24 protein-coding genes and 1 riboswitch are annotated in these 23,449 nt (G+C 71.6%); of the genes, 15 read left to right on the top strand and 9 right to left on the bottom strand.

All coding sequences use genetic code 11. The features are described from left to right. Positions 1–2: 2 nt before the first annotated feature. Positions 3–1,181, top strand: coding sequence for a globin domain-containing protein (locus ACWD5O_RS31105; RefSeq protein ID WP_450087533.1), 1,179 nt, complete (start codon positions 3–5; stop codon positions 1,179–1,181). Beyond that, positions 1,178–1,876, top strand: coding sequence for a DivIVA domain-containing protein (locus ACWD5O_RS31100; RefSeq protein ID WP_450087532.1), 699 nt, complete (start codon positions 1,178–1,180; stop codon positions 1,874–1,876). Before ACWD5O_RS31105 ends, ACWD5O_RS31100 begins: the two co-directional genes overlap by 4 nt. Before the next feature lie 57 nt (positions 1,877–1,933). Here the strand turns inward: ACWD5O_RS31100 and ACWD5O_RS31095 are convergent, their stop codons facing one another. After that, positions 1,934–2,860, bottom strand: coding sequence for a LysR family transcriptional regulator (locus ACWD5O_RS31095; RefSeq protein ID WP_450087531.1), 927 nt, complete (start codon positions 2,858–2,860; stop codon positions 1,934–1,936). 73 nt (positions 2,861–2,933) lie between these two features. Here ACWD5O_RS31095 and ACWD5O_RS31090 point away from each other — a divergent pair, with 73 nt between their 5' ends. Beyond that, on the top strand, positions 2,934–3,929 hold the full coding sequence (locus tag ACWD5O_RS31090; RefSeq protein ID WP_450087530.1) for a DMT family transporter: 996 nt from the start codon (positions 2,934–2,936) through the stop codon (positions 3,927–3,929). Here the strand turns inward: ACWD5O_RS31090 and ACWD5O_RS31085 are convergent. Next, the gene (locus ACWD5O_RS31085; protein ID WP_354968296.1) at positions 3,922–4,200 is read right to left on the bottom strand and encodes a DUF1905 domain-containing protein; all 279 of its coding nucleotides are present in this window, start codon (positions 4,198–4,200) and stop codon (positions 3,922–3,924) included. The two genes, ACWD5O_RS31090 and ACWD5O_RS31085, sit on opposite strands and share 8 nt — an antisense overlap. A gap of 8 nt (positions 4,201–4,208) precedes the next feature. After that, positions 4,209–4,874, bottom strand: coding sequence for an SDR family oxidoreductase (locus ACWD5O_RS31080; RefSeq protein ID WP_450087529.1), 666 nt, complete (start codon positions 4,872–4,874; stop codon positions 4,209–4,211). A 112-nt stretch (positions 4,875–4,986) separates the two neighbouring features. On the opposite strand from ACWD5O_RS31080, the gene ACWD5O_RS31075 reads away from it, so the two are divergent. The 3 genes from ACWD5O_RS31075 to gcvP all read left to right on the top strand — a co-directional run bounded on the left by ACWD5O_RS31075 (position 4,987) and on the right by gcvP (position 10,030). Continuing rightward, entirely contained in the window at positions 4,987–6,054 is a 1,068-nt protein-coding gene (locus tag ACWD5O_RS31075; protein WP_450087528.1) for a MerR family transcriptional regulator, read from the top strand. A 63-nt stretch (positions 6,055–6,117) separates the two neighbouring features. Beyond that, the gene (locus tag ACWD5O_RS31070; RefSeq protein ID WP_450087527.1) at positions 6,118–6,972 is read left to right on the top strand and encodes an NAD-dependent protein deacetylase; all 855 of its coding nucleotides are present in this window, start codon (positions 6,118–6,120) and stop codon (positions 6,970–6,972) included. A 64-nt stretch (positions 6,973–7,036) separates the two neighbouring features. Next, positions 7,037–7,135, top strand: a riboswitch (glycine riboswitch). A 72-nt stretch (positions 7,136–7,207) separates the two neighbouring features. Then, positions 7,208–10,030, top strand: coding sequence for an aminomethyl-transferring glycine dehydrogenase (gene gcvP / locus ACWD5O_RS31065; protein ID WP_450087526.1), 2,823 nt, complete (start codon positions 7,208–7,210; stop codon positions 10,028–10,030). Positions 10,031–10,153: 123 nt separating this feature from the next. On the opposite strand, the gene ACWD5O_RS31060 is transcribed toward gcvP, so the two are convergent. Beyond that, positions 10,154–10,354 carry a DUF5999 family protein gene (locus ACWD5O_RS31060; protein ID WP_074310192.1) on the bottom strand — a complete coding sequence of 67 codons (201 nt, stop codon included), beginning with the start codon at positions 10,352–10,354 and terminating at the stop codon, positions 10,154–10,156. A 96-nt stretch (positions 10,355–10,450) separates the two neighbouring features. Between ACWD5O_RS31060 and ACWD5O_RS31055 the strand changes: the two genes are divergently transcribed. Both ACWD5O_RS31055 and def read left to right on the top strand, forming a co-directional pair. Continuing rightward, positions 10,451–11,668 carry a chorismate-binding protein gene (locus tag ACWD5O_RS31055; RefSeq protein WP_450087548.1) on the top strand — a complete coding sequence of 406 codons (1,218 nt, stop codon included), beginning with the start codon at positions 10,451–10,453 and terminating at the stop codon, positions 11,666–11,668. 31 nt (positions 11,669–11,699) lie between these two features. Continuing rightward, positions 11,700–12,209 (top strand): peptide deformylase, encoded by a 510-nt coding sequence (def, locus tag ACWD5O_RS31050; protein ID WP_354968301.1) that lies wholly within the window; start codon positions 11,700–11,702, stop codon positions 12,207–12,209. Here the strand turns inward: def and ACWD5O_RS31045 are convergent. Together ACWD5O_RS31045 and ACWD5O_RS31040 are read right to left on the bottom strand one after the other, a co-directional pair. After that, complete coding sequence (locus ACWD5O_RS31045; protein WP_450087525.1) at positions 12,206–12,976, bottom strand: GNAT family N-acetyltransferase; 771 nt, start codon at positions 12,974–12,976, stop codon at positions 12,206–12,208. The two genes, def and ACWD5O_RS31045, sit on opposite strands and share 4 nt — an antisense overlap. Before the next feature lie 10 nt (positions 12,977–12,986). After that, a complete protein-coding gene (locus tag ACWD5O_RS31040) occupies positions 12,987–13,760 on the bottom strand; it encodes a sulfite exporter TauE/SafE family protein (RefSeq protein ID WP_450087524.1) in 774 nt (257 codons plus the stop codon). A gap of 195 nt (positions 13,761–13,955) precedes the next feature. Between ACWD5O_RS31040 and ACWD5O_RS31035 the strand changes: the two genes are divergently transcribed. The 5 genes from ACWD5O_RS31035 to ACWD5O_RS31015 all read left to right on the top strand — a co-directional run bounded on the left by ACWD5O_RS31035 (position 13,956) and on the right by ACWD5O_RS31015 (position 19,386). Continuing rightward, positions 13,956–14,735, top strand: coding sequence for an endonuclease/exonuclease/phosphatase family protein (locus ACWD5O_RS31035; protein ID WP_354968304.1), 780 nt, complete (start codon positions 13,956–13,958; stop codon positions 14,733–14,735). 98 nt (positions 14,736–14,833) lie between these two features. Beyond that, complete coding sequence (locus ACWD5O_RS31030) at positions 14,834–15,634, top strand: alpha/beta hydrolase (protein ID WP_450087523.1); 801 nt, start codon at positions 14,834–14,836, stop codon at positions 15,632–15,634. Next, positions 15,631–16,428, top strand: a complete 798-nt coding sequence (locus tag ACWD5O_RS31025) for an MBL fold metallo-hydrolase (RefSeq protein WP_450087522.1) — start codon at positions 15,631–15,633, stop codon at positions 16,426–16,428. The genes ACWD5O_RS31030 and ACWD5O_RS31025 overlap by 4 nt, the downstream gene beginning before the upstream one ends. A gap of 117 nt (positions 16,429–16,545) precedes the next feature. Next, positions 16,546–18,654, top strand: a complete 2,109-nt coding sequence (locus tag ACWD5O_RS31020; RefSeq protein ID WP_450087521.1) for a M14 family zinc carboxypeptidase — start codon at positions 16,546–16,548, stop codon at positions 18,652–18,654. Positions 18,655–18,750: 96 nt separating this feature from the next. Continuing rightward, positions 18,751–19,386: a fasciclin domain-containing protein gene (locus ACWD5O_RS31015; protein ID WP_450087520.1), complete on the top strand. Its 636-nt coding sequence runs from the start codon at positions 18,751–18,753 to the stop codon at positions 19,384–19,386. Between the two features lie 6 nt (positions 19,387–19,392). On the opposite strand, the gene ACWD5O_RS31010 is transcribed toward ACWD5O_RS31015, so the two are convergent. Next, positions 19,393–20,397 (bottom strand): tyrosine-type recombinase/integrase, encoded by a 1,005-nt coding sequence (locus tag ACWD5O_RS31010; protein WP_450087519.1) that lies wholly within the window; start codon positions 20,395–20,397, stop codon positions 19,393–19,395. A 53-nt stretch (positions 20,398–20,450) separates the two neighbouring features. Here ACWD5O_RS31010 and ACWD5O_RS31005 point away from each other — a divergent pair, with 53 nt between their 5' ends. Together ACWD5O_RS31005 and ACWD5O_RS31000 are read left to right on the top strand one after the other, a co-directional pair. Beyond that, positions 20,451–20,996 carry an AAA family ATPase gene (locus ACWD5O_RS31005; RefSeq protein WP_450087518.1) on the top strand — a complete coding sequence of 182 codons (546 nt, stop codon included), beginning with the start codon at positions 20,451–20,453 and terminating at the stop codon, positions 20,994–20,996. 203 nt (positions 20,997–21,199) lie between these two features. Then, on the top strand, positions 21,200–21,754 hold the full coding sequence (locus tag ACWD5O_RS31000; RefSeq protein WP_450087517.1) for a hypothetical protein: 555 nt from the start codon (positions 21,200–21,202) through the stop codon (positions 21,752–21,754). 306 nt (positions 21,755–22,060) lie between these two features. Here the strand turns inward: ACWD5O_RS31000 and ACWD5O_RS30995 are convergent, their stop codons facing one another. After that, positions 22,061–23,029 (bottom strand): helix-turn-helix domain-containing protein, encoded by a 969-nt coding sequence (locus ACWD5O_RS30995; RefSeq protein ID WP_450087516.1) that lies wholly within the window; start codon positions 23,027–23,029, stop codon positions 22,061–22,063. 137 nt (positions 23,030–23,166) lie between these two features. Further along, positions 23,167–23,370: a hypothetical protein gene (locus ACWD5O_RS30990; protein ID WP_450087515.1), complete on the bottom strand. Its 204-nt coding sequence runs from the start codon at positions 23,368–23,370 to the stop codon at positions 23,167–23,169. Positions 23,371–23,449 lie beyond the last annotated feature (79 nt).

The raw sequence follows: 23,449 nt of genomic DNA, 5'->3' as shown, positions 1-23,449 counted from the left end.
TCGTGGACGCGGCTCGACTCAAGCAGAGTTGGTCCCTGGTCGCCGGGCACGGCGACCAGGTGCCGCTCTATTTCTATTCGACGTTGTTCCTGTCCCATCCCGAGACACGGCAGATGTTCCCGACGAACATGGCCGGGCAGCGGGACCGGCTGGTGACCGCGCTCGGGCACATCGTGTCCAACGTGGACCAGGTGGATCATCTGGTGGGTTTCCTGCGGGACCTCGGCGCGGACCACCGCAAGTTCGCGGTCCGCGCGGAGCACTACCCGGCGGTCGGTGAGGCGCTGCTGGCGACGTTGCAGCACTTCCTGGCCGAGCAGTGGACCGAGGAGTTGGCGCAGGACTGGGCGGCGGCGTACGGGCTGGTCGCGCAGGTGATGTCGGAGGCCGCGCAGGCCGCGGAGACGGTGAATCCGCCGTGGTGGGTGGCGGAGATCGTCGCGCACGAGCGGCGGGCGTTCGACGTGGCGGTGCTCACGGTGCGCCCGCAGTACCTGCTGCCGTTCACTCCGGGTCAGTCGATCGGGGTGTCGCATCCGGCGGTGCGCTCGTGGCGGTACTACTCACCGGCGAACGCGCCCCGCGCGGACGGCACCCTGGAGCTGCACGTACGGGCCGCGCCGGGTGGCGCGGTGTCCTCGCGGCTGGTGTACGGCTCGGCGGTGGGTGACCGCATCCACCTGGCGGCGCCGGTGGGGGATCGGCTGTCGTTGTGGGCGGCGGGTTCCAGCGATCTGCTGCTGCTGGCGGCGGGCACCGGCTGGGCGCCGGTGAAGGCGCTGGTGGAGCAGGTCGCCGCGGAGGGTTCCCGACGGCGGGTGGACCTGTACGTGGGGGCTCGTTCCCGCAGCGAGTTCTACGACAGCGACGCGATCGACAAGCTGGCGTCGTCGTACCCGTGGTTGACGGTGACCTACGTGGTGGGCGCCGACCTGAACCGGTCGGGGGAGTTCGTGCACGCCGTGGACCGGGCGCTGGCCGATGGTGACTGGCGCTCCCGGCACGTGTACGTGTGCGGGTCGGACGAAATGGTTTCGCACGCGGTGCAGACGTTGGTCCGGGCGGGTTACCACTCGGATCAGGTGCACCACGAGGGCCTGGGCAAGCACTGGTACGGCCCGGCCTGGCGTACGGCGGTGGAGCAGTCGACCGCTGGTGACAACTCCGGAGGTGTTCGGTGAGCGCGACCCCGATCAGCCGGTACGACGGCGTGCAGGTCGCCGGTGGTGTGCAGGTGCGGATGACCGCGGACCGGGTCCGGCGGTGGGAGTTCGGCACGGCGTCGTTCGGTCGGCGTGGTTATGACAACGCCGATGTGGACCGGTTCCGGGTGCAGGTCGCCGATGAGCTGGACCTGTTGGCGACGCAGGTCGCGAACCTGCGCGCGGAGAACGAGCGGCTCAACGACCGGGTGGAGCTGCACCGGCATGGTGTGATCCCGAGTACGGGCGCGGCGGCGAAGGTGCCGGCCGCCAAGGAGGTGAATCTGCTTTCCGCGGCGCAGCGGGAGGCGGAGCAGATCATCGCGCAGGCGCACGACTACGCGCGGCGGGTCGCCGAGTACGCCCGGGTGCAGTACGAGAGCTACATGCAGGCGGCGGCGGAGGAGGCGAAGCAGGAGGCGGAGCGGGCGGTGGCGGATTACCGCAGCTCGGCCGGGTCGAGCTTCGACGACACGGTGGCCACCCGGGAGGCGTTGCGGATCTTCGGCGAGATGATGGTGTCGCACATGCAGGCGGCGGCGCGGCATCTCGACGACGGCAGCGAGCAGTTGGCCCGCACGATGGACCGGATCGCGAAGGAGACGCCGGGGGCGCCGTTCGCGGTCGGCGCGGCGGGGCAGACGGCGCTGCCGCGTCACCAGCAGCAGCGGTGACACCCGGGTGGGGTCCGCCTGGCGGACCCCACCCGGCTGCCGAGGCGGTCGCGGTGGCTATCGAGGGCCGGGGCTGAGTGTGTGTACCTGGTTCGTTACGGCCGTCAGGAGGGCGGTCAGCGCGGGAGCCGGGGGGCTGTCCCGGGTGACGGCGACCAGGCGGCGTTTGAGAGTGGTTTCGGCGATGTCGCGAATGGCGAGAGCGGGGTCGTCCGTGGGCAGGGTCAGGGCCGGCATCAGGGCGACGGCTGCCGCGGCGCGGACGAGTTCGAGTTGCACGTCGGCGTCGCTGCAGCGGTGCCGCAGGTCGGGCTCGTAGCCGCCGAGGGATCGGCAGGTCCCGACGACCATGGCGTGGTGGCCGGTGCCCTCGGCGGACGTGGTCCAGATGTCGGGTCGCAGTTCGGCGACCGCGACGGGGCGTTTGGGCCGGGCGAGTGGGTGCGCTGCCGGTAGCACGATCTTCAGTGGCTCCTCGAGCAGGAGCGTGAAGCGCAGCCCGGCCGGGCGGGGGCGGGGGTGGCCGTCGTACTCGTCGCCGATGACCAGGTCGACGGCGCCGAGCCGCAGGCTTGGCAGGGACTGTTCGAGTTCCAGCTCGAAGATCTCCACGCGCACCTGCGGGTGGTCGACGTTCATGCGGGCAAGGGCCGGAACCAGGAGGCGACGGGTCGCCGATTGCAGGCCACCGGCGCGTACGGTGCCCCGGATCTCACCGCTCAACGCGGCCAGGTCGGCTTCTGCCGCTTCGGCCGCTGACAGCAGCAGGCGCGCATGCTGGGCAAGCAGGTGTCCGGCGTCGGTGAGTCGTACGCCCCGCCCGGCCTTGTCGAACAGCCGGGCGCCGATTTCCTTCTCCAGGATGGCCAGTTGCTGGGAGACCGTCGACGGGCTGTAGCCCAGGGCTGCGGCGACCGCGGCCAGGGTGCCCCGCTCCTCGAACTCGCGAAGGAAGCGCAGCCGTCGCAGATCCAAGGCAATCATGCGGGAATTCTAACGAGTCACCTGCATGAATCATCGCTGGACCTGGCGAGTCTGGTCGCTGATCCTTGTCGGCATGGGTCCCGCACTGTGCCTTTGGTCCGCGGCGTGCTTCGGCGCTATGGCGATCTTCGGCACGCTCGCCTACGACGCCGGCGTCTCGCCCGGGGCGCTGCTGCTGGTGCGCTTCACCCTGGCCGCCGTGCTGCTGGGGTTGGTCCTGCTCGTGCGGCCGGGACTGCGCCGAACGGAGCCGGGTCCGTACCGGGGCGAACCGGGCAACCGGCCGTCGGCGACGCGCGGCCGGGTGCTGACCACCGCCATCGGGCTGGGTGCCATCGGGTACGCCACACAGGCGAGTCTGTTCTTCTCGGCTCTGCAACTGATGGACGCCTCGCTGCTGTCCCTGATCCTCTACACCTACCCCGTCCTGGTCACCGTGGCGGCGGTACTGCTCGGCCGCGACCGGCTCACCCCGGGACGCGGCGCCGCGCTGGTGGCCGCGTCGGGCGGAACGCTGCTGGTCCTGATCGGCGCCGGTGGCGTGAGCTTCCACCCGCTCGGGGCGCTGCTCGCCTTCGCCTCCGCGCTCACCTACACCGGCTACATCCTCGTCGCCGACACCGTCGTGCACCGGCTGCCGCCCGTGCTGCTGGCCGCACTGGTGATGGCCGGCACCGCCGGCACCCTCGGCGCGCGCGCCCTGCTCACCGGAGGGGTCGACCTCGACTTCGAGGCGCCGGGATGGTTCTGGCTGGCCTGCATCGCCGTGGTCTCCACCGTCGTGGCGATGCTGACCTTCTTCGCCGGCCTGAAACGGACCGGCCCATCGACCGCCGCGATCCTGTCCACCTTCGAACCCGTGGTCACCACCGCGCTGGCCGCGCTCATCCTCGGCGAATCCCTGACCCCGGTGCAGCTCGCCGGCGGCGCCCTGGTGCTGTCCTCCGTCGCCGTCCTCCAGCTCCGACCAACCCGCACCCGCCGCCGAGACCATGCCCCGCCCCCGGCAGCCGACCCCGGGGCCCAGGGTGCGCAGGATGAGGCAGGACATCCTGCCGCGGTCAGCTGAGCCGTTGGTCGAGGTGGAAGGTGACCTCGGCGCCGGCCTCGCTCTTGCCGATGAGCTTGCACAGGGCGGCCCGGATGGGCAGCCAGTGCGGGCCGGTGCCCGAGGGCATGAGGGTGGCGCTGAACGGGTGACCGTCGATCGTGCCGGTGACCTTGACGGCGCGGCGGGTGCCGAGCAGTTCGGCGGAGTCGGGCACCGTCACATAGGTGGCGAAGGCGCCGTCCTTCTCGATCGGCGCGGTGAAGCGGTGGTCCAGTGGCTGCGCGGCCATTGCACTCCTCACGTCGGTTCGGCGGTGCTGGCGCGGACGGCGTCGGCGACCGGCGTCGGCCCGTTGACGAGTTCCAGGGTCTCGCCGGCGGTGCGTGGTTCGTCGAGCAGCGCCACGAGCACCAGGGCGACGTCGGCGCGGGTCACCGCGCCCCGCCCGGCGTGCGCGGAGAGGGTGACGTGTCCGGTGGGTTCGTCGTCGGTGAGCCGGCCGGGTCGCAGCACCGTCCAGTCCAGGTCGCGGGCGCGCAGGTCGTCCTCGGCGGCGCGTTTGGCGCGCAGGTACGCCGCCCACACGTCGTCGGCGCCGGCGGCGGGTGAGTTGTCCACGCCCATGGAGGAGACCAGCAGGTAGCGGCGGACACCGGCGTGGGTGGCGGCGTCGGCGAGCAGCGCGGCGGCGGCCCGGTCGACGGTGTCCTTGCGGGCGGCGCCGCTGCCGGGGCCGGCGCCCGCGGCGAAGATCACCGCGTCGGCGCCGTCGAGGTGCGCGGCGAGGTCGGTGCGGTCGGTGTGTTCCAGGTCGCAGACGACCGGGGTGGCGCCGGCGGCGCGCAGCGCGTCGGCCTGGTCGGGGTTGCGGATCAGGCCGACGGCGGTGTCGCCGCGCGCGGCGAGGTGACGCTCCAGCAGCAGGGCGATCTTGCCGTGGCCTCCGGCGATGACAACACGCATGCGCCCAACCTACCGGCGGTGCAGCGGGTCGGGTCCTCTTGACTTTGCCCTTCGGGCAACCCCCAGCCTGGGGTGTGCCGGTCGCCGTGACCGGCACGAGGAGGATGTCGACGTGGGGCTGCTGACCATCGGGGCGTTCGCGCAGGCGGCGAGACTGACGCCGAAGGCGTTGCGCCTGTACGACCATGTGGGGATTCTGCCGCCGGCCGCGCTCGATCCCGAGTCCGGGTACCGGCTCTACGACCCGGCTCAGCTGCCTCTGGCTCGGCTGATCGCCCAGCTCCGTCGCATCGGCATGCCACTGGCGCAGATCCGCGTCGTTTGTGCCCTGGAGCCCGCGGCGGCAGCTGAGGCGGTCACCGCGTACTGGCAGGGGGTGTCCGCCGACACCGCGGCTCGCGCCCGGCTCGCCACCATCCTCGTGGACCACCTGTCCGAAGGGGGCGCCACCATATCTCAACCCAATCCCACCGTCGCCGTCCGCTACGCCACCGGTTGTGACACCGGGATCGTGCGTGACAGCAACGAGGACGCCGCGTACGCCAGCGAGCGGCTGCTCGCCGTCGCTGACGGCATGCGAGGACCCGGCGGCGCCGCCGCCAGCGCCGCCGCCATCGACGCCCTCAAACCGTTGGAGCTCACCGACGCGCCGGCTGCTGACCTGCTGACGATGCTCGCCGGTGCGGTCACCGACGCCGACCGCACCGTGCGCGCGCTGGCGACCGGTGACCACCAGCCGGTCACCACGCTGACCGCGTTGCTGCGCAGCGGCTCCCAGCTGGCCCTGGTGCACATCGGTGACACCCGGGTCTACCTGCTGCGCGACGGTGAGCTGTCCCTGCTGACCCAGGACCACACCTGGGTGCAGGCGCAGGTGGATCAGGGCAGGCTCGACCACGACCAGGCCGCCGCGCATCCTCAGCGCGCTGTGCTGGTGCGTGCCCTCGGCGCCGGCCCGCAGGTCGAGGCGGATCTCGCGCTACGCACCGCCCTGCCCGGTGATCGGTACCTGCTGTGCTCCGACGGGCTGTCCGCTGTCGTCGACCGCGCCGATCTGCGATCGACGCTCAGTGCGGCGACCGATCCCGAGCACACGGTGCGGGAACTGATCGAGCTGGCTCAGACGGCCGGGGCGCCGGACAACATCGCCTGCGTCATCGCCGACATCGTCGCGGTGTAGGCACCACCACAGGTCGGCGGGGGTTCGGCGGCGGCGGGTGCGTTGAGGCAGCATGGAGGGGTGATGGAGAGCCTGGACGCGTTGACCTCGCTGGTGGCCGGTGGTCAGGTGGTGGTGCTCAGCGGGGCCGGCCTGTCCACCGAGTCGGGTATTCCGGACTACCGGGGGCCCAGCGGGGTGGCCCGCCGCCACACGCCGATGACCTTCCAGGCGTTCACCGGCGATCCTGTCGCGCGGCGGCGCTACTGGGCGCGCAGCCACCTGGGATGGCGGTTGATCGCCCGGGCGGCGCCGAACGCCGGGCATCGGGCGGTGGCGCGGCTGCAGCACGCCGGTCTGGTCGACGCGGTGATCACCCAGAACGTCGACGGGTTGCACGGCGCGGCGGGCAGCGGGTCGGTGGTCGAGCTGCACGGCCGCCTGGACGAGGTGACCTGCCTGGACTGCGGCAACCTGACCTCCCGGGAGGAGGTGGACCGCCGGCTGCGCGAGGCCAACCCGGATTTCGTGGCCCGGGTCGCCGCGGTGAACCCGGACGGTGACGTGGATCTCCCCGATGAGCAGGTGGCCGCGTTCCGGCCGGTGGACTGCGGGATCTGCGGCACGGGGATGTTGAAACCGGACGTGGTGTTCTTCGGTGAGACGGTGCCGCCGCAGCGGGTGGCGCGCTGCTTCGCGCTGGTGGAGCAGGCTCGGGCGGTGCTGGTGCTCGGGTCGTCGTTGACGGTGATGTCGGGCCGCCGGTTCGTGATTCGGGCGGCGAAACGGGGCATTGCCGTGGCGATCGTCAACCAGGGTGCGACCCGGGGTGACGGGTACGCCACGGTGTGCGTCGACGCGCCGTTGGGGGCGCTGCTACCGGCGCTGGCCGAACGGGTCACCGGCGGCGCGGCGGTGGTCACTCCAGCCTGGGTGTGACGGCGGGTCCGGGGGTAGGACATCTGCCGGAAACACCGGCGCTGGTAGCGTTGACCATGCCGGTACCACCCACGTGGGAGAGACCGCCCGACAGCACCCGGGGCGGCGCCGAAGGGGCAAATCCTCCCCGGAACCTCTCAGGCAAAAGGACCTCGTGGGCAGGCACTGTGGAGCGCTGTGCGGGCGCGACAGAGGGGGAGGCCGATCCGTCGACCTCGTCCCGGGAGTGCCCCCCATGACCGTTGAGCAGTTCGCCACCCGTCACATCGGTCCCGGCCCGGACGATGAGCGCCGGATGTTGGAGGTCGTCGGGCACGGCTCGATCGACGAGCTGATGGACGCCGCGATCCCCGAGGTGATCCGCTGGCACGGCACCCTGGACCTGCCGGACCCGGCCACGGAGGCCGAGACGATCGCCGAGCTGCGGGCCCTGGCGGCGCGCAACACCGTCGCCGTGTCGATGATCGGGCTGGGCTACCACGGCACGCACACCCCAGCGGTGATCCGCCGCAACGTGCTGGAGGACCCGGCCTGGTACACGGCGTACACGCCGTACCAGCCGGAGATCAGCCAGGGCCGCCTCGAAGCGCTGCTGAACTTCCAGACCATGGTGACCGACCTGACCGGGTTGGCGACCGCTAACGCGTCGATGCTCGACGAGGGCACCGCCGCGGCGGAGGCGATGACCTTGGCCCGCCGCGCGTCGAAGAGCAAGAGCGCGGTGTACGTGGTCGACGCCGACGCGCTGCCGCAGACCATCGCGGTGATCAGCAGCCGGGCCGAGCCGCTCGGCATCGACGTGCGGGTCCTCGACGTCGAGCGTGACGAGCTGCCCAGTGAGTTCTTCGGCCTACACCTGCAGTACCCGGGGGCGTCCGGCGCGGTACGCGATCACGTGGCGCTGGTCGAGGCCGCGCACGCCGCCGGCGCCCTGGTCACCGTCGCGGCGGACCTGCTGGCGTTGACGCTGCTGCGCGCGCCGGGGGAGATCGGCGCGGACATCGCCGCCGGCACCACCCAGCGTTTCGGCGTACCCATGGGCTTCGGTGGGCCGCACGCCGGTTACCTGGCGGTGCGCTCGGGCCTGGAGCGGATGCTGCCGGGCCGGCTGGTCGGGGTGTCCCGCGACGCGGACGGCAACCCCGCCTACCGGCTGGCGTTGCAGACCCGCGAGCAGCACATCCGGCGGGAGAAGGCGACCAGCAACATCTGCACCGCGCAGGTGCTGCTCGCGGTGATGGCCGGCATGTACGCCGTCTACCACGGCCCGGACGGGCTGCGGGACATCGCGACGCGTACCCATGACATGGCGGCGCGGCTGGCGGCCGGGCTGCGCGCCGGTGGCGTGGACGTCGCGGACGTCGCGTTCTTCGACACCGTCACCGCGACCGTGCCCGGGCGGGCCGGCGAGGTGGTGGCGGCCGCCGCCGAGCGTGGCGTCAACCTGCGGCTGGTCGACGCCGACCGGGTGGGTGTGTCGTGCGACGAGACGACCACCGTGGCGCACCTGGCGGCGGTGTGGGCGGCGTTCGGTGTGCCCACCTTCGACGGCGATGGCGTGGCGGCCCTGCCGGTCGAGTTTCACCGCACCAGCGACTTCCTCACCCACCCGGTGTTCCGCAGCCACCACTCGGAGACGGCGATGCTGCGCTACCTGCGCCGGCTGTCGGACTTCGACTACGCCCTGGACCGGGGCATGATCCCGCTCGGCTCGTGCACGATGAAGCTCAACGCGACCACCGAGATGGAGCCGGTCAGCTGGACGGAGTTCGCGCACATCCACCCGTTCGCCCCGGACGCGCAGACCGCCGGGTACCGGGAGATGATCGGTCAGCTGGAGTCGTGGCTGGCCGAGGTGACCGGCTACGACGCGGTCAGCGTGCAACCCAACGCGGGCTCCCAGGGTGAGTTGGCCGGGCTGCTGGCCATCCGGGCGTTCCACCACAGCCGCGGCGAGGCGCACCGCGACGTGTGCCTGATCCCGTCCTCGGCGCACGGCACGAACGCGGCGTCAGCGGTGATGGCCGGTATGCGGGTGGTCGTGGTGGCCTGCGACGACGACGGCAACGTCGACCTGGTCGACCTGGACGCGAAGATCGACAAGCACCGCGACGCGCTCGCCGCGATCATGGTGACGTACCCGTCGACGCACGGCGTGTACGAGACGGGCATCGCGTCGCTGTGCGCGAAGGTCCACGACGCCGGCGGGCAGGTGTACGTCGACGGGGCGAACCTCAACGCCCTCGTCGGGTTCGCCAAGCCGGGCAAGTTCGGCGCGGACGTGTCGCACCTGAACCTGCACAAGACGTTCTGCATCCCGCACGGCGGCGGCGGCCCGGGCGTCGGCCCGGTGGCGGTGCGGTCACACCTGGCGCCGTTCCTGCCCGGTGACCCGCTGGGGGCGCACGCGGACGCGACGCCGGCGATCTCGGCGGCGAAGTACGGCTCGGCGGGGATCCTGCCGATCCCGTGGGCGTACCTGCGGATGATGGGCGCGGCCGGGCTGACCCGGGCGACCGGCGTGGCGGTCCTCGCGGCGAACTACGTGGCGGCGCGGCTGCGCGGGCATTTCCCGGTGCTGTACGCCGGCAACAAGGGCCTGGTGGCGCACGAGTGCATCCTGGACCTGCGGCCGCTGACGAAGGCGACCGGGGTGAGCGTGGACGACGTGGCGAAGCGGCTGATCGACTACGGGTTCCACGCGCCGACGATGTCGTTCCCGGTGGCCGGGACGCTGATGGTGGAGCCGACCGAGAGCGAGGACCTGGCCGAGCTGGACCGGTTCTGCGACGCGATGATCGCGATTCGGGCGGAGATCGAGCAGGTCGGGTCGGGGCAGTGGCCGGCCGGGGACAACCCGCTGGCCAACGCGCCGCACACCGCGGCGATGGTCAGCGGTGACGAGTGGGCGCACCCGTACCCGCGGTCGGTGGGCGCGTACCCGGCCGGGGTGGACCGGGCTGGGAAGTACTGGCCGCCGGTGCGGCGCATCGACGGCGCGTACGGCGACCGGAACCTGGTCTGCTCGTGCCCGTCGCCGGAGGCCTTCGAGGACTGACGACGGGGTGCCGGGGCGGGCGGTGTGGCCGCCCCGGCAGCCGCGCCGACCTGGGCGGGGACGTCCCGTACCGGGGGACTAGCCTGGGTCGACGGCGGCGATTCGGTGACGCTGAGTGGTCAATCAGGCCACGAGGGCGTGTCGGGCGGGGCCGCGGTGCGGGGCGATGCTGCTGCCGTCGGGGAGCAGCTCGCCGGTGTCCTCGAACACGATGACACCGTTGCAAAGCAGGCTCCAGCCCTGCTCAGGGAAGCAGGCGAGGACGCGGGCGGCTTCCCGGTCGATGGCTTCGGCGGAGGGGCAGGTCGGTTGGTGCTGGCACATCGGGTTCTCCGGACTGTGGGGGCACTGTGTCATGGTTCACATGACCAGTGACGCACAGTACCAAGCGAAAGTGTCCAGCATCGAGCAGGTGCCGGCCTGGTGCACGGGAAATCCACTGAACGGATGAGGAAGGTTGGGCCATACGGCGTGGAAACGCTCCCACAGGTGGTGGTCGATGCACCCGCCGCGCCACCCGGATGCCGGGGCGCGCTCGTCGAGCGCGCCCGCCTGCAATGGCGCCGCGCCGACGGCGGCGACCCCGCCGCGCTCGCCGAGGAGTTCCTCGCCGCGCACGGCCTGGCGCTGCACGACCTGACCCGGCCCGCCCCCGCGCACCCGGCCACCGGCCCCTGCGGCGCCGCGCTCTACCTGTCCGCCGCCGCCGGAGCGCTGCTGGCCGGCGCCCCGGCCGAAGCGCCCGACCCCGCGCCCGCCCTGCCCGACCTCGCCGTCGTCGTCTACGACCACGGCGCCCGGGCCACGCCGCCCGGCCCGCCCGCGCCCTGGTGGCTCGGCGAGTGGACCGAGAGCTGGACCCCACGCCAGCACGCCGACGCCGTCGACGCGGTCCGCGCCGCCATCGGCCGCGGCGACGTCTACCAGACCAACCTCGTCGGCCACGCCGCCGCCCGCTACACCGGCGACCCGCTGCCCGCCCTGAGCCGCCTCGGCGCGCTGCCCGGCGCCCGCTACGGCGGCGTGCTCACCGGCGACGGCTGGGCCATCGGCTGCGCCTCCCCGGAAACCCTCGTCGAGGTCACCGGAGGGCAGCTGACCACCAGACCCATCAAAGGCACCCGCCCCGCCACCGCCGCCGGCCGCGCCGAACTGCTCGCCAGCGCGAAGGAACGCGCCGAACACATCATGATCGTCGACCTGGAACGCAACGACCTGGCCCGCATCGCCCGCACCGGCAGCGTCCGCGTCGACGACCTGTTCGCCGTACGCCGCTGGTGCGACCTGTGGCAGGCCGAGTCCACCGTCCGCGCCACCCTCGCCGACGGCCTCGGCCTGGCCGACCTGCTGCGCGCCACCTGCCCCGGCGGCTCGGTCACCGGCGCGCCGAAACTCGCCGCCCTGACCCAGATCGACGCCCTCGAACCCGTCGGCCGGGGCGCCAGCATGGGCGCGCTCGGCTGGGTCGCCCCCGGCCGCGTCGACCTCGGCCTGACCATCCGCACCGCCGCCGCCGACGGCGAGCGGCTGCACACCTGGGCCGGCGGCGGCATCACCTGGGACAGCGACCCCGCCGCCGAGGTCGCCGAGGCCGCCGCGAAGACCGCCCCGATCCGCGCCACCCTGGCCGGGCGCTGAACCCTCCGCGACCGGCGATACGCTGACCCGCATGACCATGCGGCCCATCCGGATCATCGGCGACCCCGTGCTGCGCACCCCGTGCGAGCCGGTCACCACCTTCGACGCCGACCTACGCGCCCTGGTCACCGACCTGATGGACACCCTGCTCGGCGCGCCCGGCCGGGCCGGCGTCGCCGCCCCGCAGATCGGGGTCAGCGCCCAGGTGTTCGTCTACGACGCCGACGGGCACCGCGGCCACCTGATCAACCCCACCCTGGAGCTGTCCGAGGAACCCCAGGACGACGAGGAGGGCTGCCTGTCCATCCCCGGCCTGTACTTCCCGACCCAGCGGGCCATGCATGCCACCGCCCACGGCGTCGACCAGCACGGCGAACCGCTGACCATCGCCGGCAGCGGCTTCCTCGCCCGCGCCCTGCAACACGAGGCCGACCACCTGCGCGGCACGCTCTACGTCGACACCCTGCGCGGAGACATCCGCCGCCGCGCCCTGCGCGAGATCCGCGCCGGCCGGTTCGACTCACCCAGCCGCCGCCGCTAGCGGGCGGTCAACGTCCACTCGTCGTAGTCGGCGACCCGGCTGAACCCCACCCGCTCGTACAGCCGCACCGCGGCCACGTTGTCCGCCTTCACGTTCAGCGTCACGTGCTCGACGCTCTCGCGCAGCCGGGCGCACAGCGCCGCCACCACCGCCGCGCCCACACCCCGCCCCCGCCAGCGCGGATCGGTCGTGACGTTGCCCAACGCCGCCACCCGGTAGGCCGGCGACCACACGTGCACCCCGGCCACCGCCCGCAGCTCACCGCCGTCGCGCACCCCCACGTACTGCCCGGTGTCCAGCATCCGCGGGTCGAACCAGTTCTCCGGGTACGCCCGCGCGTACAACCGGCGCAGCGGCGGCAGGTCCGCCGCGCCGAGCACCACGCCCGCCGGGCGCACCCGCGCGAGGCGGTCCGGGTCGGTCAACGTCATCCGGTGATGCCGGCCACCGGAATCGAGCCGGAAAGACCCGGCCAGGGCGTCGGCCAGCCCGGGGGACAGGTGCGCGTACAGCCGGGCCGGCAGCACCGGCGCCACCTCGGCCAGCAACGCCGCCAGCGCCGCGGTGTCCGCCGGCGCCGCGAACGCCAGCAGCGTCGGCGGGTCCACCCCGTGATACAGCAACACGACCTGCTCACCCCGGCGGAACCACGAGGTGTACGGCCAGAAGAAGTCGTCCAGGTCACCCAACTGGTAGGCGTGCAGCACCGGATCACGCCCCAGCAGCTCCGCCAGGACGACCCGGTCGTGCTCCGCGCGTACCGGCATCAGCGCCGGCTCACCGGGCCAGCCACTGGTCGTAACCGAGCTTGGCGACCAACGCCACCACCACCACCAGCAGCACCACCCGCACGAACCCCGACCCGCGGCGCAACGCCATCCGCGCCCCCAGCACCGCGCCGGCGATGTTGCACACCGCCATCCCCGCGCCCAGCAGCCACCACACGTGCCCGGTCACCCCGAACACCACCAGCGCACCCAGGTTCGTGCCCGCGTTGACGACCTTCGCCATCGCCGAGCCGTGCACGAAGTCCGCGCCCACCAGCGCGGTGAACGCCAGCACCAGGAACGTGCCGGTGCCCGGACCGATCAACCCGTCGTACAGGGCGATGCCCACCCCGGCCACCGCGATCACCACCGCCACCCGCACCGGGGTCCGCCGCTGCGGTACCGCCACCACCCCCAGCCGGGGCCGCAGCAGCACGAACACCGCCACCGCCACCAGCACCACCAGCACCACCGGCCGGTACGCCGACGCCGGCACCGCGCCGGCCAACGCCGCACCCACCCCGGCGGTGATCACCGCCAGCGCCGCCGCCGGCCCCGCCACCCGCCAGTCGACCTTCGTGCGTCGGGCGTACGTCGTCGCCGCGGTGGCCGTGCCGAAGATCGCGGCCAGCTTGTTGGTGCCCAGCGCGGTGGCCACCGGCAGCCCGGGCGCGGCCACCAGCAACGCCGGCAACAGCAGCAGGCCACCACCGCCGACCACGGCGTCGACCCAGCCGGCCAGGGCCGCGGCGGCCAGAAGGGTGCTCAGCGATACGGCGTCCACGGGCGGCAATTCTTCCCACCCCGACCCGCCCGGCCCGTACCGAAGTGGCCAGCCTCACTCGCGCCCCCGCACGTCACCGACCCCGCGCCCGCCGCAACCACACCCCCAACGCGCCCACCGCCACGAACACCAGCACCGAACACAGCAGCAGTTTCACCACCCGGCAACCCTGCCACGGGGACGTAGGGTGCAGGGGTGCGCCTGGCCACCTTCAACGTGCTGCACGGACGATCCCTGACCGACGGGCTCGTCGACCCGGACCGACTCGCCGCCGCCGTGCGCGCCCTCGACGCCGACGTGCTGGCCCTGCAGGAGGTCGACCGCGACCAGAGCCGCAGCGGCAACCTCGACCTCACCGCCATCGCCGCCCGCGCCCTCGACGCACCCCACCACCGCTTCGCCGCCGCCGTCGTCGGCACCCCCGGCGAACAGTTCCGGCCCCTGCGCCACGACGACGACGGCCACGGCGAACCCTGCTACGGCATCGGCCTGATCAGCCGCCACCCCGTCCGCAGCTGGCAGGTCACCCGACTCAAGCCCGCACCCGTACGCTCCCCGGTCTACGTGCCCGGCCCCGGCGGCGGCCTCGTCCTGCTGCACGACGAACCCCGCGTCGTGCTCGCCGCCGTCCTGGACACCCCGCACGGGCCGCTCACCGTCGCCGCGACCCACCTGTCCTTCGTCCCCGGCTGGAACGCCCGCCAACTCCGGCAGACCATCCGCGCCCTGCGGGCGCTGCCCTCGCCCCGCGTCCTGCTCGGCGATCTCAACCTGCCCGCCGGCGCGGCCCGGCTCCTCTCCGGCTGGCGCCCCCTGGGTCGCCGCCCCACCTACCCCGCCGGGCAACCCCGCGTCCAACTCGACCACATCCTCGCCGACCGGCACGCCCTCGAGCAGCTCCCACCGGTACGCGCGGTCACCACTCCGCTGTCCGCCATCTCCGACCACCGACCCCTGCTGGTCGACCTCGGCTGAGAATCGACTGCCATCGTGGGCCACGAATGTCTAGGGTGGGCTCACCGACAGCACCGCCGTTCCGCCAACTCCGCCCCCGACGTCCATCGGAGCTGACCATGAGCGACACGCCGGACACCATCGTGCTCATCCACGGATTCTGGGTCACCCCGCGCAGCTGGGAAAACTGGGTCACCCACTACCAGGACAAGGGCTTCCGGGTGCTCACCCCGGCATACCCCGGCCTGGAAGCCGAGGTCGAGGCCCTCAACGCCGACCCGAGCCCACTGGAGACGCTGACCGCGCCGCAGATCATCGAGCACCTGTCCACGGTCGTCGAGGCGCTGCCCAGACCACCCGTCATCATGGGCCACTCGGCCGGCGGTGCGTTCACCCAGGTGCTGCTCAGCCGGGGGTACGGCACCTCGGCGGTCACGCTCAACTCGGCGCCCACCGAAGGCGTCAAGGTGATCCCGTTCTCGCAGCTACGCTCCACCTTCCCGGTGCTGAGGAACCCGGCGAACCGACACCGGGCCGTCGGGTTCACCTTCGAGCAGTGGCACTACGCGTTCACCAACACCTTCGACGAGCACGAGTCGCGGGCGCTGTACGAGCGCTACGCCATCCCCGCCTCCGGCGGCATCCTCTGGGACAGCGTGCTGGCCAACCTGCTGCCCGGCCCGCAGGACATCGCCGTCGACTACCACAACGACCAGCGCGCGCCACTGCTGTTCATCTCCGGCTCAAAGGACCACATCATGCCGCCGAGCGTGCAGCGCTCCAACGCCGCGCACTACCAGGGCGACACGGTCACCGAGGTCAAGCTCTACGACGGGTACGCGCACCTGCTCCCCGCCCAGCAGGGCTGGCAGGACATCGCCGACCACGCCCTCGACTGGGCGCTGCGGCACGCCCGGTGAACACCGAGCCGCTGCGGATCACCCACATCGGCGGCCCCACCACGCTGATCGAGGTCGGCGGCTGGCGGCTGCTCACCGACCCGACCTTCGACCCACCCGGACGGCGCTACACCTTCGGCTGGGGCACCTCCTCCCGCAAGACCACCGGCCCGGCCATCCCCGCCGCCGACCTCGGCCCGATCGACGCGGTGCTGCTCACCCACGACCACCACGGCGACAACCTCGACGACGCCGGCCGCGCACTGCTGACCGACGTGGACACCGTGCTCACCACCACATCCGGGGCGCACCGGCTCGGCCACGACGCCCACGGCCTGCGCGCCTGGGAAACGACCCGGCTCGAACACCCCGGACGCCCGACGATCGAGGTGACCGCGACGCCGTGCCGGCACGGCCCACCGCTGAGCACCCCGATCGTCGGCGACGTCGTCGGCTTCGCCCTGCGCTGGGCGGGGCAACAACACGGCGCGCTGTGGATCACCGGCGACACGGTGCTGCACCGCGGCGTACGCCACGTCGCCACCCGCATCCCTGTCGGCACCGTGCTGCTGCACCTAGGCGGGGTGCGGTTCCCCAGCACCGGGCCGCTGCGCTACTCGATGACAGCCCGACGCGCGGCGCAGCTGTGCGCCGCACTCCGACCGCAGACCGCGATCCCGGTGCACTACGAGGGCTGGCAGCACTTCCAGGAGCCACGCGACGTGATCGAGCGGGCGTTCGCCGCCGCCCCGCCCGCCGCCCGCGACAGCATCCGCTGGCTGCCACTCGGGCAGCCCACCACCATCAGCGCGTAGCAACGGCCGCCGGGGGAGAGGGAGCCCTGTCGCAAGATTCCCTCAAGATCATTGCATCGACGACCTCCGACGATCATGCTGGTCAAAGCGCGCCACGATCAACTAGTCGGAGGCCACATGAGACGCCAGCGACCCACCGTCCTCGCCATCTCCACACTCCTCGCCATCACCCTCACCGCCGCACCCACCCCCGCCAACGCCCAGAGCGCGGCAGAACCCAACCAGGTCGCCAACCTCACCGTCCGCCAGGCCGACGGGTACGCCACCCTCGCCTGGCAACCCGTCGACGGCGCCACCGACTACCAGATCGAACGCACCGCCGTCGACGCCAACGGCACCCCCACCGGCGCACCCACCATCGTCGGCATCTGGCGCCCCAACCGCCAGATCAACCAACAGGCACCCACCTTCGCCGACGCCGGCTTCAACCCCGGCGACACGTTCCAATGGCGGGTACGCGCCCGCGCCGGCACCACCGAACAGCCCTACTCCGACCCGATCGTCGCCACCACCACCGCACCCTGGGGCAACCTCGGCACCCCGGGCGAGCAACTGCGCACCCAGTGGGAGACCGCCCACGCCGCGCAGTACACCAGCGACACCGACGAGTACGCCTACACGGCCGCCATCGACGCCCTCAGCGACCGCGTCCGCGTCGTCGAGCTCGGCCGCACCGTCCAGAACCGACCGATCAACATGCTGGTCATCGGTTCCCCCACCCCGGCCGCCACCCCGGAGGCCGTCGCCGCCACCGCACCCGTGGCCATCAACTGCAACGTGCACGGCAACGAACCGGGCGACCGCGAAGCCTGCCTCATCATGGCCCGGCAACTCGCGTTCAGCACCGACCCCCGCATCACGGACCTGCTCAGCCACACCACCGTCCTGATCGTCCCCACCATCAACGGCGACGGCCGGGCCGCCAACACCCGCGGCAACTCCACCGGCCAGGACCTCAACCGTGACTACTCTCTGATCCGCCAGCCGGAGACCGCCGCGTACATCAAGATGGTCCGCGACTACCGGCCCGTCGCCGGCTACGACGGCCACGAGTTCGGCAACTCCCGCGCAGGCGACCTGCCGATGCTGCCGCCCCGACACCAGAACGTCGCCCAACCCGTCTTCGACCAGTCCCAGGACATGATCGAAGGACACATGTACGCCAAGGGCGCCGAAGCCGGCTGGTGGGCCTGCCCCTACGGCTGCGAAGGCGGCGGCAACGTCGGCCTCAGCGAGGAAACCATCCTGCGCAACACCCTCGGCCTCAAGAACGTCGCCAACTCCCTGCTGGAACTGCGCAGCTCCGGCGGACAGACCCGACCCGACGAGGGCAACACCGCCAACAACCGGCGCCGCAAGACCTACTCGGCCCTGTGGACCTTCCACCAGTTCCTGGACTACCACCGCGCCGACCGAGGCGACATCCTCACCTCCCGCGCCGAGTCCATCGAAATCCAGGCCGCCAACACCGGCCGCCTCGTCTTCCGCGGCTCCCGACCGATCCCCGCCCACCCCGCCCCGCACCCCGGCGACAGCCCCCCGCCGCTGGACGCACCCCGCGCCGACCTCATCCTCGACAACGCCCCGTGCGCCTACAGGCTCACCGACGAGCAGTACAACGGCGCACGCACCGACGGACCAGGCGGTGTGGGCACCACCGTCGCCCAGCGCATCGCCGCACACGGGTGGAAGGTCATCAAGACCAGTGACGGCTACTACGTACCTCTCAACCAGCCCGAACGCGGCCTCATCCCGCTGCTGCTCGACACCAAGGGCGTGGAGAAGCTGACCGACGGCGAACGCGTCTACCCCACCCTCACCGGCCGACGCAACGGACCACTGGTCGTCTCCGGCTTCACCTGCGCCGCCGACGCCACCATCAGCGGCCCGGTCACCGTCCGGGCGGGCGCCGCACTCGTCGCGACCGGAACCACCATCAGCGGGCCGGTCAGCGCCACCCGCGCCGCCGGCGTCCTCCTCGCCGACAGCACCATCAACGGCCCGGTCCAGATCACGAACACCACCGACGCGATCTCCATCATCGACGTCACGATCGCCGGCCCGGTCAGCCTGTCCGGCAACACCACCGGCACCGACGCACCCCTGCTGGCCGGCAACACCATCCGCGGCCCGCTCAGCTGCACCGCGAACAGTCCCGCCCCGACCAACCTCGGCGTGACCAACACCGTGCACGGTCCGCGCACCACCCAGTGCGCGGCACTGTGACCGGCAGCTAGTCGAGCCGGCGCGCCGGCGGTACGGGCACCACGCCCGTACCGCCGGCGCACCCCACCCACCGACCCCCGACCCGTGGAGCCCGCCGTGTCGAACCCGTCCCGCGCTCTCCGCCTCCTCATACCGGCCCTGCTGCTGGCCACCGCCGCCTGCACCGCCACCTCCACAACGGACGCGAGACCACCGAGCAACACCAGCGCACCCCAGGTCACCGGACCACTCTGCGCCGCCCTGCCCACCGGCACCGACCCCGGAAACCCGACCTTCCTCGCCGGCCAACCCGTCGACCAGGCACTCCGGTGGATCCCCACCCTCACCACGTTCGAGGCGGCCCTGCGCACCAGCGGCGCCCTCACCGACCTGCCCACCGGCACCGGCGTCACCATCCTGGCGCCCTCCGACGACGCCTTCGCCGCCAAGTTCTCCGAGGAAAACTGGGACGACCTGATGACCCGCCACACCGACCAACTGCGTACCCTGCTCAAGGCACACCTGATCGCCGGAACCCACCCCATCGAGGAGCTGGTGACCGCCGGCACCGCCACCACCCTCGACGGCGCCACCGTCACCCTCACCCGCACCGCAACCACCGCCCGCCTCGACGACCGGGCCGACGCGGTGTGCGCCGACTACCAGGCCACCAACGCGCGCATCCACATCATCAACGCGGTACTCGGCCCACTGCCCACCACCGCCGACGACACCGACCAGCGGGCCCACTGACCCCGCTCACCGCGCCCGGTCCGCCGGCCCCAGGGCGGCCAGCGCCCGGTTGGTGCGGTTGGCCCGCACCGCGTCGCGCTGCTGATCGGCCGTCACCTCGATGTACGTCTGCGACGACGCCAACGACGCGTGCCCCAGCAACCGCATGATCTCCGCCGCGCTCGCCCCGTCCTCGGCCAGCCGCGTCGCGAACGTGTGCCGCAACGCGTGCAACCGCGCACCACGCGGCACCCGGTCACCGATCCCCGCCCGCCGGTAACACGACTCCACCAGATACTGGAGTCCACCACGACGCAGCGGCTCGCCCCGCCGGTCCACCAGCAACGCCGAGTCCGGGCGTACCGACCGCGACCCGAAGCGCCGCACCCGACTGTCCAGGTAGTCCACCAGCACCCGGTCCAGATCCGCCTCGATCGGCACCACCCGGGGCCGCCCACCCTTGCCGACCACCTCGACCCGCCGTTCACCAGGCCGACCCGCCAGCGAGCCGACCCGCAGCGCCAGCAGCTCCGACAGCCGCAGCCCCGCGCAGAGCGCCACCGCCAGCACCGCCACGTCCCGCTCCGGCCACGGGTCACGCTGCCGGCCGTCGTCACGCGCGGCCGAGGCGAGCAGCAGCTCGGGGGTGTCCGCCCCGCGCAGCGGCTTGGGCTGGGGGAGCAGGGCCCGCGGCCGGCCCACCGCCGGCATCGGATTGCCCGCCACCACCCCGTCCGCCACGAGGAACGTGAAGAAACTGTTCCAGGTGGACCAGGCCCGGTGCACCGACGCGGGCGCCCGGGGCGCGGCGAAACGGGCGAACGCCGCCCGCATCACCCGGGGGGAGAGATCGGTGATCGACAGCGAATCACGGGGGAGGGGAGTGGTGACGTCCTCGCCGATCAGGGCGGCCACCGCGTGCAGGTCCCGCCGGTACGCCGCGAGGGTGTGGGGGGAGGGCTTGCGGGTCGCGCGGGCGGTCAGGAACTCCTCGATCAGCACATCAAGCGATTCGTCCTTTTTGTCATGCATAAGGGATATTATGCAGCTTTTTCGCGTTCACGGGCAAGGGAGAGGGGGAGTAGATGCCAGAACCCCGGCGGTACGTCCTGACCGGAGCACCCGGCGCTGGCAAGACCACCCTGATCGAGGCGCTACGCCACAGGGGACACGTCACCGTACGAGAGGCCGCCACCGACGTCATCACCCAGCGGCAGGCGCAGGGGCACGCTGAGCCGTGGTGCGAGCCCAGCTTCGTCGACGCCGTCGCCCAACTCCAGCGCCACCGTCAAACCAGCTCAAACGGCCCGGTGCAGCTCTACGACCGATCACCGTTGTGCACGCTGGCGTTGGCCCGACACCTGGGGCGACCCATCGGCCCGGCGCTCGCCAGCGAGTTGAACCGGATCGTTCGCGAGCGGACCTACCAGCGGCCGGTGTTCCTGATCGGCCCGCTGGGCTTCATCCGAAACACGCCCGCGCGCCGGATCAGCTACGCCGAGGCGCTGGCCTTCGCCCACGTGCACCAGGAGGTGTACGAGGAGCACGGGCACCGGGTGGTTGACGTGCCGGCCGGACCGGTGCGAGAACTGGTGGCGCTGATCGAGGAGCACGTATCGTTCGCGGCATGACGTTGCCGGTCGCCACCTGCCCAGACTGTGGTCGACCCGGCATGCCGATCGTGTATAAGGAGCCTGACGGTCCAACAGACTGGGTCTGCCCCGAGGGACACGAGTGGTGGGTGACCGACCGACCCGGGTGGGCTCCATGGGCATCACCAACCGCTGTAGCCGCAAGCCGCGATGCGGGTGACGCACCGTCCTGGACGGACCCCATGGGCGTCAAGGACGGGCGGAGCTGGCGGATCGGCACGGCCAGCGACGTCGCATGGCTCGCCGGCCACACCACACCCGGCGGCCTGTCTGTCACCACCGCGATCCCACCGGTGTTCGACGCGTACGCCACCTTCCACCCGCCCGCGAACGTCAGTCTCGACGCCCACGAGCACGCCGTCGTCAACGAGCTGGCGGCGTGCACCCCGGACCAGCCCTGGTGGCTGGGCTATCTCGACACCGGCGCCCACGACATCGTCTTCCCGGGCGCTCCGAAGGTGTCCATCTACTGGGGGTGGTCCTACGTGCTGGTCGAAGCCGGACCCGAACAGGCCCTTACTTGGCGGACCGGCCACATGCGCGGCGACGGGCCGTTGCCCGACCTGTTCTTCCCGGCGGATCACTCCTGGCTCGTCTCCGCCCTCTGGGACGACACCTGGACCGACATCGGCGGCAGTGCCATTGTGCTTGCGGGCCTGCAGCGCAATCCGTTGGTCAACGCCCGCCTCGTCCGACCCGACGAGGACGCGCTTCCGCCAGGACTGACGCGCGACTGACCTACGGCAGGGGGTCGCCAGATCGCACTACTTTACATAATGTGCATTATCGAATCTGCGACTGGCGCGTGGTCAGCGGCGGTATCAGCTTGGGATGTCGAGAATCTTGTCGTTTCTCATCTGACCTGGGCCATTCTCAATAACTTGGGCCATCTCCTCATCCTTCTCACTTAACTTGGGCCACCGCTGGCAGCCTGCCCTCTGCTACGCCGGGCCGACAGTGCGCTGCCGTAGCGCGCCCCGGCTGGTCGAGTAGCCGCCGCTGCGCGGCTTGCGTCGCGCGGCGCTCCGGGTTCATGACGAGAACTAGCCGCGGATGCGCTCCATCGTTTCTTTGATCCGTTCAGTCTGTTCTTGCTCGCAAAGCCTGGCGTAGGCGAGGGAAGACCGGCACTGATCCCCCAGATCGTCTCGATCGAACCAACGCAAGGGATGGCGGGGGTCGGAGGTGTCGTACACGCCCTGCCCGTGTGCTTCCATGACCAGAAGATCGTGTCGCCGATAGTCGTGAGCCTCGTCAGGTGGAAGGAGCGCACCAAGCATCCGATCACGCCAGTCCCATACAAGCTCGCGCCCATCCTCTTCATCCCAGTAGCGCTGTGGCAGGTGCTCACGGTCGTTGAGACCCGGGAACGTGTCGAGCACGTCGCCGACGCTGGGCGGATCGGTATTCAAGATGACGATGGACAGGGCGTACTCGTCAGCGAGGCAAACGGGGCGGGGAACCCGGCCTTCGCCCAGTTCACCGCCAACCCGCATGATCCGTTCACCCATCCGCACCAGCCAGTGGTTATTCACCTGGGTGAGCGCCAGCTCGGGCAGGTCACGCAGGAGCTCCACCTCCCTGATGGAGGCTTCTCCTTTGAGGAAGGCGGCGAAGCCACACCCGAGGGCGTGCTCGACCTCGAACCGCCCACTCTTCATCGGCGCGAAATCGGAGAATGCGACGGTGCTGTGGAGGGCCATCGCGTCGGCTGCGGTAAGTGGATCGCCAGTGAACGAAGAGTTGAAGAACCGTACGAGGTCATCTGCCGCCGCATCGGCTTTGGCTACCTCTTCAGATCCCGTCAGCTGATGGAACTCGGCCACGCCGAGGCGAAGAGCTCGGGCGAAGCCTTTAACGTTGTTAGCTTTGAACCCGTCCAGCTCGCTAGCGGTCTCAAGACGGCGCCAGGTAGCGACGGAGACTTCGGCTCGCTTCGCGGCTTCCTGTTGGGTGAGCCCGAGTTCGACGCGGCGCTCACGCACGGGATTGGTGGATGGCTTCGGGGGCACTGGACCTCCTGTGAGCACTCGCCGAGTCGTCATGCAAACTTAGCGCTCACTGAGCGCTTGCGTCTAGCGCTTGTAGAGCGTCGCCATGGCGGCTCGTCGAGCGAGGTACTCGGGGCTCCACCCGCTGCGACTCGCTATCACAGACCGACGTCGGTCAGGGCGTTGTCCTCCCACTGGTCAGCATCCTCGATGTAGCCGGCCAGGGTGGCCGAGCCGTCCTTCCACCCGCCGTGCCGGGCGATCCGCAGCGGGGTCCTGCCCCGCCGGTAGGTTTGCGTGGCGAACCCGCGGCGCAGGGAGTGGCCGGAGAATGCGGAGCCGGCGTCTAGGCCGTGTTTCATAGCTCTGTTCAGAGCCATTCGTTGATCGCGGCGACGTGGAGTGTGGCCTGGTAGCGCACAGCGAGTTTGTCGAATCTGG

It is taken from the genome of Micromonospora sp. NPDC005161 (assembly GCF_053599855.1).
The sequence above is the reverse complement of the archived record's forward strand: the minus strand, read 5'-3'. Positions and strand labels throughout refer to the sequence as shown.

Bases quoted from the DNA above. Each gene is read 5' to 3' on its own strand.
- ACWD5O_RS31020 (WP_450087521.1), top strand. From the start codon at position 16,546: ATGAGACGCCAGCGACCCACCGTCCTCGCCATCTCCACACTCCTCGCC.
- ACWD5O_RS31095 (WP_450087531.1), bottom strand. From the start codon at position 2,860: ATGATTGCCTTGGATCTGCGACGGCTGCGCTTCCTTCGCGAGTTCGAG.
- ACWD5O_RS31000 (WP_450087517.1), top strand. From the start codon at position 21,200: ATGGGCGTCAAGGACGGGCGGAGCTGGCGGATCGGCACGGCCAGCGAC.
- def (WP_354968301.1), top strand. From the start codon at position 11,700: ATGACCATGCGGCCCATCCGGATCATCGGCGACCCCGTGCTGCGCACC.
- ACWD5O_RS31030 (WP_450087523.1), top strand. From the start codon at position 14,834: ATGAGCGACACGCCGGACACCATCGTGCTCATCCACGGATTCTGGGTC.
- ACWD5O_RS31060 (WP_074310192.1), bottom strand. From the start codon at position 10,354: ATGTGCCAGCACCAACCGACCTGCCCCTCCGCCGAAGCCATCGACCGG.
- ACWD5O_RS31005 (WP_450087518.1), top strand. From the start codon at position 20,451: ATGCCAGAACCCCGGCGGTACGTCCTGACCGGAGCACCCGGCGCTGGC.
- ACWD5O_RS30990 (WP_450087515.1), bottom strand. From the start codon at position 23,370: ATGAAACACGGCCTAGACGCCGGCTCCGCATTCTCCGGCCACTCCCTG.
- ACWD5O_RS31080 (WP_450087529.1), bottom strand. From the start codon at position 4,874: ATGCGTGTTGTCATCGCCGGAGGCCACGGCAAGATCGCCCTGCTGCTG.
- ACWD5O_RS31070 (WP_450087527.1), top strand. From the start codon at position 6,118: ATGGAGAGCCTGGACGCGTTGACCTCGCTGGTGGCCGGTGGTCAGGTG.
- ACWD5O_RS31045 (WP_450087525.1), bottom strand. From the start codon at position 12,976: ATGCCGGTACGCGCGGAGCACGACCGGGTCGTCCTGGCGGAGCTGCTG.
- ACWD5O_RS31085 (WP_354968296.1), bottom strand. From the start codon at position 4,200: ATGGCCGCGCAGCCACTGGACCACCGCTTCACCGCGCCGATCGAGAAG.
- ACWD5O_RS31090 (WP_450087530.1), top strand. From the start codon at position 2,934: ATGGGTCCCGCACTGTGCCTTTGGTCCGCGGCGTGCTTCGGCGCTATG.
- ACWD5O_RS31010 (WP_450087519.1), bottom strand. From the start codon at position 20,397: ATGCATGACAAAAAGGACGAATCGCTTGATGTGCTGATCGAGGAGTTC.
- gcvP (WP_450087526.1), top strand. From the start codon at position 7,208: ATGACCGTTGAGCAGTTCGCCACCCGTCACATCGGTCCCGGCCCGGAC.